The sequence below is a fragment of the Cobetia sp. L2A1 genome (genome assembly GCF_009796845.1).
Taxonomy (GTDB): domain Bacteria; phylum Pseudomonadota; class Gammaproteobacteria; order Pseudomonadales; family Halomonadaceae; genus Cobetia.
In genome coordinates this window covers 2883331-2899278 of sequence record NZ_CP047025.1, presented here as the reverse complement: position 1 = coordinate 2899278, position 15948 = coordinate 2883331, and the positions used below count along the sequence as shown (strand labels likewise).

The 15948-nt window shown below is 56.5% G+C and carries 15 protein-coding genes; 10 read left to right on the top strand and 5 right to left on the bottom strand.

Annotated features, from left to right (window positions below; all coding sequences use genetic code 11):
- Nucleotides 1–128 precede the first annotated feature (128 nt).
- The 8 genes from GQR90_RS12360 to ihfA all read left to right on the top strand — a co-directional run bounded on the left by GQR90_RS12360 (nt 129) and on the right by ihfA (nt 8747).
- Nucleotides 129–1004, top strand: a complete 876-nt coding sequence (locus tag GQR90_RS12360) for an OmpA family protein (protein ID WP_158774378.1) — start codon at nt 129–131, stop codon at nt 1002–1004.
- A gap of 350 nt (nt 1005–1354) precedes the next feature.
- Nucleotides 1355–3253: a threonine--tRNA ligase gene (thrS, locus tag GQR90_RS12355; protein ID WP_158774377.1), complete on the top strand. Its 1899-nt coding sequence runs from the start codon at nt 1355–1357 to the stop codon at nt 3251–3253.
- Between the two features lie 34 nt (nt 3254–3287).
- Complete coding sequence (gene infC, locus GQR90_RS12350) at nt 3288–3827, top strand: translation initiation factor IF-3 (RefSeq protein WP_084488080.1); 540 nt, start codon at nt 3288–3290, stop codon at nt 3825–3827.
- A gap of 102 nt (nt 3828–3929) precedes the next feature.
- The gene (gene rpmI / locus GQR90_RS12345) at nt 3930–4124 is read left to right on the top strand and encodes a 50S ribosomal protein L35 (protein ID WP_024952304.1); all 195 of its coding nucleotides are present in this window, start codon (nt 3930–3932) and stop codon (nt 4122–4124) included.
- Nucleotides 4125–4169: 45 nt separating this feature from the next.
- The gene (gene rplT / locus GQR90_RS12340) at nt 4170–4520 is read left to right on the top strand and encodes a 50S ribosomal protein L20 (RefSeq protein WP_024952303.1); all 351 of its coding nucleotides are present in this window, start codon (nt 4170–4172) and stop codon (nt 4518–4520) included.
- A gap of 371 nt (nt 4521–4891) precedes the next feature.
- On the top strand, nt 4892–5911 hold the full coding sequence (pheS, locus tag GQR90_RS12335; protein ID WP_158774376.1) for a phenylalanine--tRNA ligase subunit alpha: 1020 nt from the start codon (nt 4892–4894) through the stop codon (nt 5909–5911).
- A gap of 56 nt (nt 5912–5967) precedes the next feature.
- Nucleotides 5968–8352: a phenylalanine--tRNA ligase subunit beta gene (gene pheT / locus GQR90_RS12330; RefSeq protein WP_158774375.1), complete on the top strand. Its 2385-nt coding sequence runs from the start codon at nt 5968–5970 to the stop codon at nt 8350–8352.
- 26 nt (nt 8353–8378) lie between these two features.
- Nucleotides 8379–8747 carry an integration host factor subunit alpha gene (ihfA, locus tag GQR90_RS12325; RefSeq protein ID WP_233266283.1) on the top strand — a complete coding sequence of 123 codons (369 nt, stop codon included), beginning with the start codon at nt 8379–8381 and terminating at the stop codon, nt 8745–8747.
- Nucleotides 8748–8958: 211 nt separating this feature from the next.
- On the opposite strand, the gene GQR90_RS12320 is transcribed toward ihfA, so the two are convergent.
- Both GQR90_RS12320 and GQR90_RS12315 read right to left on the bottom strand, forming a co-directional pair.
- Nucleotides 8959–10353: a TrkH family potassium uptake protein gene (locus GQR90_RS12320; protein WP_158774374.1), complete on the bottom strand. Its 1395-nt coding sequence runs from the start codon at nt 10351–10353 to the stop codon at nt 8959–8961.
- Complete coding sequence (locus GQR90_RS12315; RefSeq protein ID WP_158774373.1) at nt 10350–11003, bottom strand: potassium channel family protein; 654 nt, start codon at nt 11001–11003, stop codon at nt 10350–10352. Before GQR90_RS12315 ends, GQR90_RS12320 begins: the two co-directional genes overlap by 4 nt.
- Before the next feature lie 452 nt (nt 11004–11455).
- Between GQR90_RS12315 and GQR90_RS12310 the strand changes: the two genes are divergently transcribed.
- Nucleotides 11456–12916 (top strand): sodium-dependent transporter, encoded by a 1461-nt coding sequence (locus GQR90_RS12310; protein WP_158774372.1) that lies wholly within the window; start codon nt 11456–11458, stop codon nt 12914–12916.
- Between the two features lie 225 nt (nt 12917–13141).
- Here the strand turns inward: GQR90_RS12310 and lapB are convergent, their stop codons facing one another.
- The 3 genes from lapB to GQR90_RS12295 form a co-directional block, all read right to left on the bottom strand.
- Nucleotides 13142–14320: a lipopolysaccharide assembly protein LapB gene (gene lapB / locus GQR90_RS12305; RefSeq protein ID WP_158774371.1), complete on the bottom strand. Its 1179-nt coding sequence runs from the start codon at nt 14318–14320 to the stop codon at nt 13142–13144.
- A complete protein-coding gene (locus GQR90_RS12300; RefSeq protein WP_024952295.1) occupies nt 14321–14626 on the bottom strand; it encodes a lipopolysaccharide assembly protein LapA domain-containing protein in 306 nt (101 codons plus the stop codon). It abuts the gene before it with no gap.
- 114 nt (nt 14627–14740) lie between these two features.
- Nucleotides 14741–15037, bottom strand: coding sequence for an integration host factor subunit beta (locus GQR90_RS12295; protein ID WP_158774370.1), 297 nt, complete (start codon nt 15035–15037; stop codon nt 14741–14743).
- Nucleotides 15038–15307: 270 nt separating this feature from the next.
- Here GQR90_RS12295 and GQR90_RS12290 point away from each other — a divergent pair, with 270 nt between their 5' ends.
- Nucleotides 15308–15583 (top strand): FAD assembly factor SdhE, encoded by a 276-nt coding sequence (locus GQR90_RS12290; protein WP_158774369.1) that lies wholly within the window; start codon nt 15308–15310, stop codon nt 15581–15583.
- Nucleotides 15584–15948 lie beyond the last annotated feature (365 nt).

Here is a 15948-nt window from a genome sequence, read left to right as displayed (position 1 = left end):
ATGTGCTTTCTTCTTAAGGGATGATGTCGCATAAAATTCCTTTCACCGTGACGAGTTCGGCTCTTATACTCGGAGCCGCTGCGTAACACCCTCGTTACATATAGCGCTGTGTTAAGAAGGAGTCTTACATGAAAAGATCTACGACTGGCCTGATTCTGGGTTCTGCATTGGTTGTTGGCCTGTCTGGCTGCGCAAGCTCTGCTTCCCAGTCTTCATCTGCTGAGAAGCCCTGGTACAGCCAGCCGTTCGTCTGCGGTCTGGCCGGCGGCCTGATCGGTGGCGGCCTGGGTTATGGCGTCTCTGGCAACAAAGATGAAGATACTGGCGCTGCACTGGGTGCTGTTGGCGGCGCGACTGCCGGCGCACTTCTGTGTGCTGACGATGCTCCGAAGTCCATGGACGACGATGGCGATGGCGTGCCGAACGACCGTGACGAATGCCCGGGTACTCCGGCAGGCGTTGCTGTTGATGCGAAAGGCTGCCCGCTCGACACCGACGGTGACGGCGTTGCTGACTACCAAGACCAGTGCCCGGGTACTCCGGCCGGCGTCACTGTTGATGCGAAAGGCTGCCCGCTCGATTCCGACGGTGACGGCGTGCCGGATTACCAGGACCAGTGCCCGAACACTCCGGCCGGTGCCAAGGTCAACGCTCTGGGTTGTGTCGCCGATCTCGTGCTGCGTGACGTGAACTTCGAGTTTGACTCCGCCAAGCTGACTGCCAATGCCGAGAAAGTGCTGAACGGTGTTGCTGCGAAGCTGGTCTCCAACGAGAACGTCCGCGTTCGCGTCGAAGGTCACACTGACTCAGTAGGTTCTGATGCCTACAACAAGCAGCTGTCCCAGAAGCGTGCTGATTCCGTGAAGGCCTACCTGGCTTCCGAAGGCGTTGGTTCTAGCCGTATCGACTCCATGGGCTACGGCGAAGAACAGCCTGTTGCCGGTAACGATACTGCTGCAGGTCGTGCAGAAAACCGTCGTGTTGAGCTTGCCGAAGTTAAGTAAGCCATACGTCGCATGTTGAAACAGACAGGGCGCCTTCGGGCGCCCTGTCTGCGTTTATGCATAGTGATGGAGACTGGCCTGTCAGCAGTGCCTTTACGACTTTCTGAAGGGCTGCTAAGGTCGAGTACGTTCGTGACCAGACGGCTCTCGAGTCTCGCATTGAATGCAATGGTTCTGGCTATTGCAGCAGCGGCGGGAACTGACTCTCCAGGCATTGTAGGCCGGAGACCGCGGGAGCTGAGGACACGTGATGTGTCATACCCTTTTCGAGCTGACGCCGATGGCGTTCGGCTAACACCCGTTTCACGTGACCCTTGGTAAGGGCCACCACTGAACGCAAGGAATTCTTCATGCCTATCGTTACTCTGCCTGACGGCAGCCAGCGTACCTTCGATACTCCGATTTCCGTGATGCAGCTGGCCGAGTCCATCGGTCCTGGTCTGGCCAAGGCCTGTGTCGCTGGCAAGATCAATGGAGTCGAAGTCGACGCCGCCGACATGATCACCGAAGACGCCAACGTTGCCATTCTTACGGCGCGTGATGCGGAAGGTCTGGAGGTGATTCGTCACTCCTGCGCCCACTTGATTGGTCACGCCGTCAAGCAGCTCTACCCTGATGCCAAGATGGCCATTGGTCCGGTGATCACCGATGGTTTCTATTACGATATCGATTTCGGTCGCTCGGTAACGCCGGAAGATCTTGAGACCATCGAGAAGCGCATGAAGCAGCTGATCGATACCGAATATGATGTAGTGCGCGAATACGTGTCCCGCGATCAGGCCATCGCCGCGTTCGAGGCGCGTAATGAGCCCTACAAGCAGGAAGTCATCGAAGGTATCGGCGAAGGCGATACCATTCGTCTGTATCACCATGAAGAATACACCGACATGTGCCGCGGCCCGCACGTGCCGAATACCCGCCATCTCAAGCATTTCCAGCTGCTCAAGCTGGCGGGTGCCTACTGGCGTGGTGATTCCACCAAGCCGATGCTGACGCGCATCTATGGCACCGCATGGCCGGACAAGAAGCAGCTGAAGGCCTATGCCAAGCGTCTTGAAGAAGCTGAAAAGCGCGATCATCGCAAGCTGGCCAAGAAGCTCGACCTGTTCCACATGCAGGAAGAAGCCCCTGGCATGGTGTTCTGGCACCCGAATGGGTGGACCATGTACCAGGTGCTCGAGCAGTACATGCGTCGTATCCAGCGTGCCAATGGCTATCAGGAGATCAAGACGCCGCAGGTGGTTGATCTTTCGCTTTGGAAAAAATCCGGACACTGGGGGCATTACAATGAGTTGATGTTCACCACTGAATCCGAGAAGCGCGAGTACGCGATCAAGCCAATGAACTGCCCGTGTCACGTGCAGGTCTTCAATCAGGGCCTGAAAAGCTACCGTGACCTGCCACTGCGTCTTGCCGAGTTCGGCTCCTGTCACCGTAACGAGCCATCTGGTTCTCTGCATGGCCTGATGCGTGTGCGTGGCTTTACTCAGGATGATGCTCACATCTTCTGCACTGATAATCAGGTGCAGGCTGAGGCAGAAGATTTCATTCGCTTGACCCTCGAGGTCTATCGTCAGTTCGGATTCGAAGACGTTGAACTGAAGCTCTCTACTCGTCCGGAATCCTACATTGGCGAGCCGGAAGCATGGGACAAGGCTGAAGCAGGGCTGCAGGCAGCCCTTGATGCTACCGGCCTGCCGTGGGACCTTCAGCCGGGTGAAGGCGCCTTCTATGGACCAAAGATTGAATTCTCGCTACGAGATTGTCTGAATCGTGTCTGGCAGTGTGGTACTCTACAGCTGGACTTCAATCTGCCTGAGCGTCTCAGTGCCCAGTTTGTCGATGAAAGTGGAGAGCGTCGCACGCCGGTTATGCTACACCGCGCGATCCTCGGCTCTTTTGAGCGCTTCCTCGGTATACTGATTGAGCACTACGCAGGCGCGATGCCATTTTGGCTCGCCCCGGAGCAGGTCGTCATACTTAACATCACGGATTCCCAGGCAGAATATGCCAAGGATCTGGTCTCCCGCCTCGAGAAACATGACATCCGTGTCAAAGCAGACTTGAGGAACGAGAAGATCGGCTTTAAAATCCGTGAGCATACTCTGCAGAAGGTCCCTTACCTTATCGTCGTAGGCGACAAGGAAGTGGAAGCTGACGCAGTAGCTGTCCGTACTCGTTCTGGTGAAGACCTCGGTACCATGAGTGTTTCAGCATTCGTGGAACACCTGACGGAAGAACGAGTCTGACAGTAATGATTTTCAGCCAAACGGAGACGCAACGATCAAGCGGAATAATCAGCGCGGACGCCCCCAAGAAAAGCGGGCTCCCATCAATGACCGTATTCGTGCGGACGAAGTCCGCCTCATCGACGCAGATGGAGAGCAGGTTGGCGTAGTGCCAACCAAAGAAGCGCTCACCAAGGCCGAAGAGGCAGGGCTTGACCTCGTCCAGATTTCTAATGCCGACCCCATCGTCTGTAAGATCATGGATTACGGCAAGTTTCTTTTCGATGAGAAGAAACAGAAAAATCTGCAGAAGAAGAAGCAGAAGCAAATCCAGGTCAAGGAAGTCAAATTCCGTCCTGGTACCGATGAAGGCGATTATCAGGTCAAGCTGCGTAACCTGATTCGCTTCATCGAAGGCGGAGACAAGGGTAAGGTAACCTTGCGCTTCCGTGGTCGTGAAATGGCGCATCAGGACATCGGCCGCAAGCTGATGGAACGAATCGCCGGCGACCTTGGCGAGCTTGTGGTCGTCGAGTCCTTCCCGAAAATGGAAGGCCGTCAGATGATCATGATTCTCGCGCCGAAAAAGAAGTGATCCATAGGCAGTAAAACGGACATTTCAGGGTCACGCCTGCGGGCGTGATTCTGTCTTTGTCGGCCTTGGATTTTCTCAAGAAACCGAGCGGAGTTAAAACTCATGCCGAAGATCAAGACTAACCGCGGCGCTGCCAAGCGCTTCAAGAAGACTGCCAATGGCTTCAAGCACAAGCAGTCCTTCCGTAGCCACATCCTGACCAAGAAGTCGACCAAGCGTAAGCGTCAGCTGCGTGGCATGAAACAGGTTCACGCTGCAGACAAGGCGCTCATCCGCCGTATGCTGCCGAACCTGTAAGCCGTCCTTACCTCGGTCTACCTTTCTTAATATCAGGAGTACGCTATGTCCCGCGTCAAGCGTGGCGTCGTCGCACGTCGCCGTCACAAGAAGATCATGAAGCAGGCTAAAGGTTATTACGGAGCGCGTTCACGCGTCTTCCGCGTAGCCAAGCAAGCTGTCATCAAGGCCGGCCAGTATGCTTATCGTGACCGTCGTGTCCGTAAGCGTCAGTTCCGTGCTCTGTGGATCGCGCGTATCAACGCTGCGGCCCGCATCAATGGCATGTCTTACAGCCGCTTCATTGCTGGCCTGAAAAAGGCCAATATCGAGATCGACCGTAAGGTCCTCGCCGATATCGCGGTTCACGAAAAAGCTGCCTTTGCTGCTATCGTTGAGAAAGCAAAAGCTGCCTAAGTGACCGGATCAGATGCCATCGGCATCCTGGCAGTATCTTCGGGTACTGTCTTGGTAAGGCCGGCCAGGTGTACGCACCGGGCTGGTCAGATGGCATCACGATGACGTGTTACGTCACAGGGGAAGAGCAGCCGCTCTTCCCCTGTTTTTGTTTGGCACCCTCGGAATGAATAGTGGTACTCGCTGAGTGTGCCAGACATTTATATTGATGAGGTTGGTTCCTGTCGGGAGCCAGCCTTTTGGCAAGGGCGTGATCGCCGACGTGTTTCACCGTCGACGAGGCGCTCTCCCTGTCGGCCTTATGGTCGGCGCGACTTCCGCTGATGGTGGGGCGACTCCCATCAGTGACTCAAGCGATCGGAGCTGAACGGATGGAACATCTTTCCACCCTGGTGGACGAAGCACGCACCGCGATCCAGGCGGCCGGAGACGTCCAGACCCTCGATGAGGTTCGGGTACGCTTCCTGGGCAAGAAGGGCGAGATCACCGCATTGCTCAAGGGATTGGGCAAGCTGTCTCCCGAAGAGCGTCCCAAGGCCGGTGAGACCATCAACGAAGCCAAGCAGCTGCTTAGTGGCGAGTTGGATGCGCGGCGCAATACGCTGGAAACGGCTGCACTCAATGCACGTCTGGCCTCGGAGCGAATCGACGTGACGTTGCCGGGACGTGGTGAGCCGGTGGGTGGTCTGCATCCGGTCACGCGTACGCTTGAGCGTATTGAAAGTTTCTTCTCGCGGATTGGTTATGGTGTCGCGGAAGGTCCTGAGATTGAGGACGATCATCATAACTTCGAAGCGCTGAACATTCCGTCGCACCATCCGGCGCGCGCGATGCACGACACCTTCTACTTTGATGCGACACGCCTGCTGCGCACGCATACGTCACCGGTACAGGTACGTAGCATGAAGGCCAGTGAGCCACCGATACGTATTGTGTGTCCGGGCCGTGTCTATCGTTGTGATTCTGATTTGACGCACACGCCGATGTTCCATCAGGTCGAAGGCCTGCTGGTCGACGAGAACGTCAGCTTTGCCGATCTCAAGGGCACGGTAGAAGAATTCCTGCATACCTTCTTCGAGCGCGATGATCTGGAAGTACGTTTCCGCCCGTCCTATTTCCCATTCACCGAGCCGTCCGCTGAAGTCGATATCCAGTGCGTGATGTGTGCCGGTGATGGCTGTCGTGTCTGCTCCCACACCGGCTGGCTAGAGGTGATGGGTTGCGGCATGGTGCATCCGGAAGTCTTCCGTCACTCCGGTATCGATAGCGAGCGCTTCCGCGGCTTCGCCTTCGGCATGGGCGTGGAGCGTCTGGCGATGCTGCGTTATGGCGTCAACGACCTGCGGTTGTTCTTCGAGAACGACCTGCGTTTCCTTCGCCAGTTCAGCTAGGCACTCATTCACGTATCGCGCCGTGACGGCGTGAACTTACGGAACAGGACAGCAAGATGAAATTTTCCGAACAGTGGCTGCGTGAGTGGGTGTCGCCGGAACTGAGCACCCAGCAGCTGGCCGATCAGGTCACCATGGCCGGTCTTGAAGTTGATGGTATCGAGCCAGTCGCTGGTGAGTTTTCTGGTGTCGTCGTGGCTGAGGTCAAGGACAAGCAGTCGCATCCGGAGGCCGATCGCCTCAATGTTTGTCAGGTCGATGATGGTTCCGCCGATCTGGTGCAGGTCGTCTGTGGCGCGCCAAACGTCGCCATAGGCCAGAAGGTGTTTTTCGCACGTGTCGGTGCGAAGCTGCCGGGCGACTTCAAGATTCGCAAGGCCAAGCTGCGTGGTGTCGAATCCCGCGGCATGATCTGCGGCGCCTCCGAACTAGGCCTTGAAGATGATGCCTCTGACGGCATCATGGTGCTGCCGGCAGATGCGCCTATCGGTCATGACGCACGTGAGTGGTTGAATCTCGATGACAATGCTATCGAGGTCGATCTGACGCCCAATCGTGGCGATTGCTTGAGCGTCAAGGGACTGGCGCGCGAGGTCGCTGTGCTCAATCGCCTTGCCGTGACGGCGCCGACCATCGCACCGGTGACAGCTGTCATCGATGATACCTTCCCTGTGGCCGTTAGTGCGCCGCAGGGTTGCCCGCGCTACCTGGGTCGTGTGGTCCGTGGCGTCAATGTGGCCGCGACGTCTCCTCTGTGGCTGGAAGAGCGTTTACGCCGCAGCGGCATTCGCAGCATCGATCCAGTGGTCGATATCACCAATTATGTGCTGCTTGAACTCGGTCAACCGATGCATGCCTTCGATCTGGCCTGCCTGAACGGTGGCATCGACGTACGCATGGCAAAAGCCGAGGAGCCGCTGACGCTGCTCGATGGCCAGGAGATCGCCCTACGTAACGATACCCTGGTCATCGCTGATGAGAATGGCCCGTTGGCCATTGCGGGCGTGATGGGTGGCAAGGGTAGCGGTGTGAGTGCTGATACTCAGGATATCTTCTTCGAAGCTGCCTTCTTTGCTCCGCTGACGATTGCCGGCAAGGCTCGTAGCTATGGCTTGCATACTGACAGTTCGCACCGTTTCGAGCGTGGTGTTGATGCCCAGTTGCAGCGTGACGCCATTGAGCGCGCGACTGCTTTGTTGATCGAGATTGCCGGTGGCCAGCCGGGTCCGGTCATCGAAGTCGCCAGCGACGCGGAGCTGCCCAAGGCTGCGGTAGTGAGCCTGAGTGCTGCCAGTGTCGAGCGTACGTTGGGCATGGCGCTACCGAATGACGAGATTGTCGAGATTCTTGAACGTCTAGGTATGCAGCTGACTGCCAATGGCGAAGGTCACTGGCAGGTCACGGTGCCGAGCTGGCGTTTTGACGTCAGTATCGAAGCTGATCTGATCGAAGAGCTGGCGCGTATTCACGGGTATAACAACCTGCCCGTCAGTCGCCCCAATGCACGTTTGACGCCTGCGGTTTCTCACGAGGCGACACAGCCGCTGACGAGTCTGCGTCGTCAGCTGGTCGCGCGTGGGTATCAGGAAGCGATCAGCTACAGCTTTGTGGCGCCGGAGCAGCAGAAAGCACTGGACCCAGAGGGTGTGGCACCGTCACTGGCGAACCCGATTTCCAGTGATATGGCTGTCATGCGCAGCTCGCTGTGGCCGGGACTGGTCAAGGCGCTTAGCCACAACCTGAATCGTCAGCAGTCGCGCGTGCGCTTGTTCGAGACAGGCCTGGTATTTCGTGGTGAGCTGGATACGCTCGACCAGATTCCGATGGTGGGTGGTCTGATCAGTGGTACGCGCGTGCCGGAGGGCTGGAATGGCGGTCGCGAAAAGGTCGATTTCTTTGATCTCAAGGGCGATGTCGAAGCACTGCTGGCGCTGGGTGGCAATCTTGACGCATGGCGCTTTGAGGCTGCTGAGCATCCTGCGCTACATCCGGGGCAAAGTGCTCGTTTGCTACTGAATGGCGAACCGGTCGGCTGGATGGGTGCACTGCATCCCGCTACTCGTGCGGAGCTGGGTCTGAAGGTTGAGGTGTTCGTCTTCGAGATGACACTCGCCGCTGCCTGTGCCGGACGTCTACCGCGTTTCGCGGCGCTGTCGAAGTACCCGGAAGTGCGTCGTGACCTGGCGTTTGTGGTAAAAGAGAGCGTGCATGTACAGTCATTGCTCGATGCTATCCGGGCTCAGGCCGGAGAATGGCTGACTGATCTGCGTCTATTTGATGTTTATCAGGGCCAGGGGGTAGCCGATGGTCACAAGTCGCTCGCTCTGGGCTTGACCTGGCAGCATCCTTCGCGCACGCTCAATGATGATGAAATCAATCAGTTAGTCGATGCGATCGTCACCGATGGCCATACACGCTTCGGGGCGGCGCTGAGAGCATGAGTCGCCACTTGAACGAGGGAGCGGACATGGGAGCGTTGACCAAGGCGGAACTCGCCGAGCATCTGCATGCAGATCTTGGCATGTCCAAGCGTGAAGCCAAATCGATGGTAGAAGTCTTCTTCGATGAGATTCGCGGCTGTCTGCGTGAGAACGAACAGGTGAAGCTGTCCGGATTTGGCAACTTTGACCTGCGTGACAAGCGTGAGCGTCCTGGGCGTAACCCTAAGACCGGCGAAGAGATTCCGATCTCTGCGCGTCGCGTGGTGACCTTCCGCCCTGGCCAGAAGCTCAAGGCTCGTGTGGATGAGTACGACGGCGAAGGCCATACGCATCAGCGCCTTGAAGAGCATGACGATCACGACGAGCATGATGATCACGATGATGATGATCATTAGAATCGTTGACTAGATCTGCTTGCCGCTTCACGGTGACAGATTCTGTCGGCTTATAGCATTCAAAAGCCCTGGCGCATTGCGTCAGGGCTTTTGTCGTTTCAAGGTATGCTGCCGTGTTGTTTCAGCGCTATCTCGGGGGCTGTTGTAGAGAGTGATGCAGAGCATTGTAGATACGATACCTGGTATCCCTGAAGCCTCCCGGTGATAGCCATCAGCCAATGGAAAGCTCTGTGCGAGCATAGTTGATGCCATGATGCTTGCGTGTCGCCAATAGATAGCCCAGTGCCAGCGGGCCGGTACGCCCTAGCAACATGGTGATGATGATGATCAGCTGCCCGGGCGCCGAAAGCTCTGGTGTCAGGCCCCGACTCAGGCCCACGGTGCCAAAGGCAGAGACTATCTCGAAGGCGAGTGTCAGAAAGTCGTGGTCTGGATCAGTGATGGTCAGCGCAAACAGCATGGTGAAAATCAGTAGCAGGGCGGCCAGCGCCACGGAGATCGCCTTGAAGATGGTCTCATCACCAATACGTCGGCCATGCAATGAGGGGGACGCTTCTCGGCGCAAGAAGGAGCGAGTGGTCAGCAGCAGTACCACGAAGGTCGTCAGCTTGATGCCGCTGGCCGTTGAGCCGCTGCCGCCGCCGATGAACATCAATGCCATGGTCCATAGCGTGCTGGCGTGAGTCATCGCAGAGGTGTCAATGACGCTGAATCCCGCAGTGCGTGGCGTGACCGCAGTGAAGGCGGCGGCCAGTATGCGTTCGCCCTGAGTGGCCATCCCGCCCAGTGTGCCGGGGTTTCGCCATTCCAGTGCCAGAATCACCACCAGACTTAACAGGTTAAGTATGACAGTGGCCTCGAGAATTAGCCGTGTCTGCACTGAGAAGCGAGATGGCTGAAGGAGTACACGCCAACCATATTCGCGGCGTCGCTCGCGGAGCTCTCCAATGACGGCAAAGCCAATGCCACCGGTCATGAACAGCACGCTGATCACGCCAGTCACCAAAGGATTGGCGGCATCGCGAATCAAGCTGTCTGGCCATAAGGTGAAGCCAGCATTGTTGAACGACGATATGGAGTGGAAGAGGCTCAGCCACAAGCCTTGATACCAGCCATGACGTGGCACCCAATCAATGGCCAGCAGCAATGCCCCGACAAGCTCGAGTGTCAGTGCGAAAACGGTAATCATCTTGAGCAGACGGCCAATTTCGCGAGAGCTGCTCCGGTTCAGTGCTTCGCGGACCAGACTGGTTTGATGCATCGGCAATCGCTGTCCCAGCATGATCAGCGAAAGAGCGGCCAGTGTCATGAAGCCAAGGCCGCCCAGCTGGATCAATACCATCACGACTGCCTGACCATAGACAGTGAATTCGCTGAGGGGCGTGACGGACAGTCCTGTCACCGTGACTGCCGATGTTGCGGTGAACAGTGCTGACAGCCAGCTCAGGCCTTCATGGTGCATGCCAGGTAGCTTGAGCAGGCAGGCGCCAAGCAGGCTCAAGCCAAGAAAGCCACCGAGCAGTATTTCTGGTGGTGACAGGTGAATGATCGGGCCGCGCGGTGAGCGTGTCAGTGGACGTAGATAGCGCCGATAATGATGCCTCACAGATGTGACCCTAGCTTGCGCAAGGCGCTTAGCTCTCCAATCAATACAAGATGGTCGCCATGATTGAGAGGCGTGTCGGGAGCTGGCGAGCGGTCGAGTGTCTTACCCTTGCGCAAGGCAACCACGCTGATGTCATCGCCCAGTGGTAGCTGATCGAGCTGCAGGCATTCATCACATAGCCGCTCACTGACTTCCAGTTCAACCACAAACTGATGATCTCCAAGATGGATGAAGTCGACCATTGCATGGTAGGCAAGGCTTTCAGCAACCCGTACGCCCAGGTCATATTCAGGATGTACGATGTGATCGACACCCAATTTGCTGAGTAGCTTGTGGTGGGCATCGGACGTGGCCTTGACCCATAACTCCTTTGCGCCCAGCTCACGGGCAAGCAGGGCACAGGTCAAGCTTTGCTCCATGGAGTCGGAGAGGTCAATCAGTACAGCGTCGAATTGATCTAGCCCCAGCTCACGGAGGGCATGTTCATCCGTTGGGTCGGCGATGACCGCTTGATTGAGAAGGTCAGCGACAGCGTTGAGGCGTTTCTCATCAGGATCGACGCCCAGTACCTCATGTTCGTGACGCCTGAGCTCACGGGCAACCGTAGCGCCGAAGTAACCAAGTCCTATGACCGCAAATTGACGATGCATGATCTGCTCCTTCTCACGCTATAGCTGCTGTAGTTGACTGGCTGTGTGTCTGGTGCGCGATCTGTCTTTGCATCTCTCAACCTGTTCTTTCTGAATTTTCTACCCTATGCCGTCTGGCATGTCGGGTCGAGTGGCAGACTAGCCTGACAGACTGTCAATGAGGTGTGCCACTTATCGATTATAGAGAGGACAGGAAGAGAAAGTAGGCCTTCCAAGGCTGTGATAGGCATCGTATGGTTTCATATGTAACTTGCTGCCGTTGGCAAGTTTTCAGAAGAATTTGCTGTGCAGTGTCTAGGCACTATTTTTTCTTATAGATATTCATGTCTTTGGCATGAATATCGCGGACGAATCCTGCTGATATCAGTAAAATACGCCAGTGAGTCTCGGGAGGCGGCGGATGTCATATTCAGGACATCATTGATTCACAACAATAACTCGCAAGGTATTCCATGACGGCAAGACAGCAACCCAAGAATCTCTGGATCAGTCGTTGGGGCTTTATCCTCGCGGCCACCGGCTCCGCTGTGGGGCTGGGTAATATTTGGAAATTCCCGTATATCACCGGTGAATATGGTGGTGGCGCTTTCGTGCTGGTCTATCTGGCCTGCATTCTGGCGGTAGGCGTGCCGGTCATGATGGCCGAGATCGCCTTGGGGCGTCGCGGACGCGGTAGTCCGATTGATGCGATCGCGACTCTGGCCCGCGAGTCCGGTGCTAGTCCGCTATGGCGAGTTTTCGGCTGGCTGGCGATGTTGGCCGGCTTCATGATCCTGTCGTTCTATGTGGTGGTAGCGGGATGGTCATTCAGCTACCTGTGGAAAATGGCCAGCGGCGCGCTGTCGGGGCAAAGTGTTGCTGAACTGGGCGTTATTTTTGACGCTGGCAATGCCAGTCCCTGGGCGCTGGGCGGCTGGGCTACTCTGGTCACCATCATCACGATGCTGATCGTTGGGCGTGGCGTTCAGGAGGGCGTCGAGAAGAGTGTGCGCTGGATGATGCCGGGCATGGTGATCATGCTGATGATCATGATCGGGTATGCGCTGACCTCGGGTAACTTCTCGGCAGGTTTCCACTTTCTGTTTGATTTTGATATGACCAAGCTGACCAGTGAAGGCCTGTTGGCGGCGCTGGGGCATGCCTTCTTCACGCTATCACTGGCCTCTGGTGCCATTCTGACCTACGGCTCCTATCTGCCGGCGGGTACGTCGATTGCACGTACCACCTTTACGGTCGCGATCGCTGACACCCTGGTGGCGCTGATGGCTGGGCTGGCGATCTTCCCGATCATCTTTGCCAATGGCATGGACCCGTCCTCCGGCCCTGGGTTGATCTTCATGAGTCTGCCGGTGGCCTTCAATCAGATGCCCTTTGGTCAATTTTTTGGCGTACTGTTCTTTGCCATGTTGTCGATCGCGGCACTGACCTCGGCGATTTCAATGATTGAGGCTACGGTTGCCTGGCTGACCGAGAACCGCAACATGAGTCGCATAAAGGCTTCCTGGATCGCCGGTGTAGCACTGTGGCTTGTCGCGATGTTTGCGATGCTGTCGTTCAATCTGGGCGCGGAGTGGAAGTTTGCTGGCAAGCACTTCTTCGATTGGCTTGATTACTTGACCTCACGCTGGATGATGCCGATCGGAGGCATCGCCATGGCGGTGCTGGCTGGGTTTGTCTTCAAGAGCAGCATGATGCGTGATGAACTGGATCTGAGCGCTGGTGGTTATCGTCTTTGGGTGTTCATGATTCGCTATGTCAGCCCAGTATGTATTGTCGCAATCTTTGTCGACGCGCTGGGCCTCGCGAATCTGGAAATTGGCGACTGGCCCTATTTCCTTGCTGCAATCTTGATCGCCTGTCTGATCGGAGAGATGCTTTCACCGCGTTTACGTGAGCGAGCACCTGCAAGATAATGCCATTGCGATAGCAGACTTGATGGCATGAAAAACGCCTCCACGGCATTGGCTGTGGAGGCGTTTTTGCGAGCACTGTCGTCAGGGTGTACAGCACTGCTCGATACGACAGTGAGGTTGTGATGCAGGGCATCGCGAGAGTGCCCTGAACACGCAAGCGCAGAGAAAGTGAAGAAAGAATCTATGGGTAATGGGTAACAGATAGATAATAGGCAATGGCCAGCGCTACTCGCCTTCAAGGCCTGTAATCGGCTTGACAGTCCCCCAGTGACGGCACTTGGGGCATTGCCAGATCAGCAGTGAGGCTTCAAAACCGCAGCGGTGACAACGATGGCGCGGGCGTGCTTCGATCAGCTGCTGAGTATGGCGCTTGAGTAGATTGAAGCGCTCTGTCTCGCGCTCGTCGGCATCCAGCAGGTAGAGATCGAGCAGATAGTCGACCCCACGCAAGCTCGGGTGTCGATGAAGCTGTTGGCTGGCAAAACTGGCGGCTGCCTCGACGCCATCACGGCGCTCGATTAACTGGGCCAAGCTGATGACGGTCGTGGTGTAGGGGGCACGCTCGACTTCTTGATGAAGATGGCGCACCAAGCCATTTTCATCATCAAGCATACGAAAGGCATTGCCGAGCGGTTCCAGGGTAATGGGAGTGAAGCCGGTATCCTGGCGTGGAATACGTTGCAGCAAGCGGATGCTCTGTTTGTAGTTGGCATGATCAAATTCGATCTCTGCCAGCATCCAGTTGGCACGCACGCACTTCTCGTCGGTAGACAGTGCCTGCTTGAGGCGCTTGCGGGCGAGCGCCAAGCTACCTTCTGCAATATCGAGAGCGGCTAGCTCACAGTGCCAATGTGCCGCTGCACGGCGAACCCCGCCTTCCTGTCGCAGAATAGAGTGTGCGACTTCCAGGGCGGCTTCCCACTCGCGTTCGCGTTCCAGGAGGTCAATCAGCAAACGCCTGCCATCGCGGCGATGGCACTCGTTCTGCGCCTGTTTGAGCAGCGCTTCAAGCAGCTTCTCGGCACGATCGTAAACCCCTGAGCGCATGAAGTCGCGGGCGAGCTCCAGTTGAACTCGTTCACCCTGGTCACTGTCGAGTGCCGGGCGTGCCAACAGGTTCTGATGGATCTTGACTGCCCGATCGACCTCACCGCGACTGCGGTAAAGATTCCCCAGTGCGATGTGGGTATCGACCGTATCACTGTTGACTTCCAGTGCCTGAACGAAGGTTTCAATGGCGCGATCAGGCTGCTCATTGAGCAGATGATTGAGGCCAACGAAATAGTCGCGGGATAAAGAGGTCGGCGCTGGAGTCTGTGTCTCGGGGCGACGATCACGTCGCCCCAGCCAGAAGCCAATGGCGATGGCCGCCATCAGTATTCCCAGCATCATCAGATCAGGCATTTATGCCACTTCCTTGATCTCCTGGATACGCAACTGGTCCAGTTCCTTGCGTTGCTGCTGATTGCGTCGCTGCGCACGAGTCAACAGGGTGCGCAGACGCAGGTACATACCCGTCATTGCCACCATGCCAAGTACCACTCCGATGGCCAGGGAGAATAGCAGCCACATGGAAAGAGAGGCGGCGGGAAGTTCAACCCAGATAAGATCGAGGGGCACGGCTTGCTGATTGTGAACGGCAAACAGAATGCCGACCAGCAGGACGATCAGCAGGATCACGGCCAGAACGAGACCTTTTAGCCAACGCATAACGGTTTCCTTGTCATGAAATGCAGTCGTGAATCATCACAGGGCGAGTGTATCACTGGCCAGCGCCCGAGTCTTGACGCCGCCAACGGGATAGCGGCTCACATGATGAGTCGTTCAGTAGCCAAGCGCGCGACTTGCGTCGACTTGTTCGCGGAGCTCCTTGCCCGGCTTGAAATGCGGGACGAACTTGCCGTCCAGCTGCACCGGCTCGCCTGTCTTGGGGTTACGTCCCAGACGTGGCTCGCGGTAGTGCAACGAGAAGCTGCCAAAGCCACGGATCTCGACTCGGCCACCATGGGCCAGTGAGTCGGTTACATCATCGAGAATGATGCGGACGGCGGCCTCTACATCCTTGAGCGACAATTCAGGCTGTCGCACTGCTATCTGCTCGATTAGCTCGGACTTGGTCATCGGATCTCTCCATGCCTGCGCCTTCAGAAAAGTAAGGCGTTCGTGATGCGGCAGTCGGGCAACATCTTGTCACCGGACAGGCGCACGCATCCTTGTGATTGTTATCACCTCAGCATAATGGGCAAATCCTGAGAAAACAACGCACTACGGACATCATTGCTGATCAGGACTCGGATTGCCAATTCATCATGAGGTAATGGGTCAACGGATGCCGCCGCCAGCCCCCTCGGGTATACTGCGGGTATTGATGTGACGACAGGGGTTCAGGCAATGGAAGATGTGATTCGTAAGCGGCTTCACTGGCATTCGCGTCGCGGTATGTGGGAGCTGGATCTGTTGCTGCTGCCTTTCCTGGAACAACGTTATGATGCGTTGAGCGACCAGGACAAGGCGATTTACGTGGACTTGCTGGCAGAAGAGGACCAAGACCTCTTCGTCTGGCTGATGAAGCGTAACCCGTCGGGTAACCCGGAGTATCAGCGTCTGATCGACATGGTTATTGCCAATGCCGAAAATGCCCACCGCGATCAGTTTAAAGGCCTCTAAACAGGCTTCCCATGTTCAGGCTGGCCTGCGACTGGGTTTGCTGGTGGCGAGTATTGCCTCGACGGCCTGTCTAGCTCAACTACTCAGCGTGTCTTTCGACATTCCCCTGTCATTGAGCTGCATATACAACGCCTTGTCTTTCGAGACAGGGCGTTGTGCGTTTTGGGCGGCCGCCTCTGTACCCTGGATGGTTTGGCTAGCTCTCGGGCTGCTGACACTCTGCGTATTGTTGCAGCTGATCGAGTCTCTATGGTGGTGGCGACGAGCGTATAGAGAACGCGTCAGTGGCAATGAATACTGTTGGCTAGCCCTTGGAGGGGAGTCTTTGGGTGATGAGCCATCGGGAGACACTGGCCTGTCTGGCG

What these genes read in the sequence shown, in the direction of transcription:
- rplT (WP_024952303.1), top strand. Translation starts at nt 4,170, where the DNA reads ATGTCCCGCGTCAAGCGTGGCGTCGTCGCACGTCGCCGTCACAAGAAG.
- GQR90_RS12300 (WP_024952295.1), bottom strand. Translation starts at nt 14,626, where the DNA reads ATGCGTTGGCTAAAAGGTCTCGTTCTGGCCGTGATCCTGCTGATCGTC.
- pheS (WP_158774376.1), top strand. Translation starts at nt 4,892, where the DNA reads ATGGAACATCTTTCCACCCTGGTGGACGAAGCACGCACCGCGATCCAG.
- GQR90_RS12360 (WP_158774378.1), top strand. Translation starts at nt 129, where the DNA reads ATGAAAAGATCTACGACTGGCCTGATTCTGGGTTCTGCATTGGTTGTT.
- thrS (WP_158774377.1), top strand. Translation starts at nt 1,355, where the DNA reads ATGCCTATCGTTACTCTGCCTGACGGCAGCCAGCGTACCTTCGATACT.
- lapB (WP_158774371.1), bottom strand. Translation starts at nt 14,320, where the DNA reads ATGCCTGATCTGATGATGCTGGGAATACTGATGGCGGCCATCGCCATT.
- rpmI (WP_024952304.1), top strand. Translation starts at nt 3,930, where the DNA reads ATGCCGAAGATCAAGACTAACCGCGGCGCTGCCAAGCGCTTCAAGAAG.
- GQR90_RS12290 (WP_158774369.1), top strand. Translation starts at nt 15,308, where the DNA reads ATGGAAGATGTGATTCGTAAGCGGCTTCACTGGCATTCGCGTCGCGGT.
- GQR90_RS12295 (WP_158774370.1), bottom strand. Translation starts at nt 15,037, where the DNA reads ATGACCAAGTCCGAGCTAATCGAGCAGATAGCAGTGCGACAGCCTGAA.
- GQR90_RS12310 (WP_158774372.1), top strand. Translation starts at nt 11,456, where the DNA reads ATGACGGCAAGACAGCAACCCAAGAATCTCTGGATCAGTCGTTGGGGC.
- pheT (WP_158774375.1), top strand. Translation starts at nt 5,968, where the DNA reads ATGAAATTTTCCGAACAGTGGCTGCGTGAGTGGGTGTCGCCGGAACTG.
- GQR90_RS12315 (WP_158774373.1), bottom strand. Translation starts at nt 11,003, where the DNA reads ATGCATCGTCAATTTGCGGTCATAGGACTTGGTTACTTCGGCGCTACG.
- ihfA (WP_233266283.1), top strand. Translation starts at nt 8,379, where the DNA reads ATGGGAGCGTTGACCAAGGCGGAACTCGCCGAGCATCTGCATGCAGAT.